At 30.9% G+C, this 779-nt stretch carries 1 pseudogene; it reads left to right on the top strand.

Going from position 1 to position 779, the window contains the following annotated elements:
* Positions 1-554: 554 nt before the first annotated feature.
* A pseudogene (locus BN338_RS10440) lies at positions 555-779 on the top strand (hypothetical protein); the annotation flags it as partial.

Below are 779 nucleotides of genomic sequence, written 5' to 3'. Positions count from 1 at the left end.
GTTTAAATTAGAGCCCTTTATAAACAAAATTCACAAAAAAATTAAAAACCATTTAGTAAAAAACTAATAGGCTATAAAGCTAAAAATACGCATTATGAGAGCGTTTTTAAATATTATGCATGTATAGATTCAAAACGTAACGCAATCGTTTCATAAAGCCTATAATATAGATTTAAAAGCATATAAATATAAAAGAAGCAATTCATAAGCATATGATATTATCAATACACAACGGGTTTTAAAAAATACGAAAAAATATCAAAAAAGATAAAATATTAATTGACAATAAATACGTATTTTGCTATATGAGTATTCAAGTGATTAACAAACACTGAATCGTAAGCGGATAAACCACGTAAGGTTTCTCCCATTTCTTTAAAATACTGACTGTCTTTTATGCTTTGAATAGCGTATTATGATTTTGTCGGGTGTGGTCATGCTATACAAAACCCTTATGGGGAAAGCATGCCAACGGACTTACGACCGTGTTTGTTAGCGCCCGACGCCCTTATAGGGTTGTTAATAACAAACAATATTTTCGTAAGGTTTTAAATATGACAAATATATCAAAAAACACCCCCGTTATCTCTCACATTTCAAATGAAACCGCATCTGTTAATAAACAAGAGCCTGCTAAAAAAGACGAATTTATTGATGATTGTGAATTGGTAAGAGATCACTTCTTATATCGAATTAGAGCATTAAGAGATTTTGGTGATGTTAAGGCTGGTCAACTTGGTGGCTATATTGAAAGTGAAGATAACCTTTCTCATGATGGA

The sequence above is a fragment of the Bartonella queenslandensis AUST/NH15 genome (assembly GCF_000312585.1).
GTDB classification, from domain to species: domain Bacteria; phylum Pseudomonadota; class Alphaproteobacteria; order Rhizobiales; family Rhizobiaceae; genus Bartonella; species Bartonella queenslandensis_A.
This window is presented reverse-complemented; position numbering and strand designations above follow the sequence as displayed.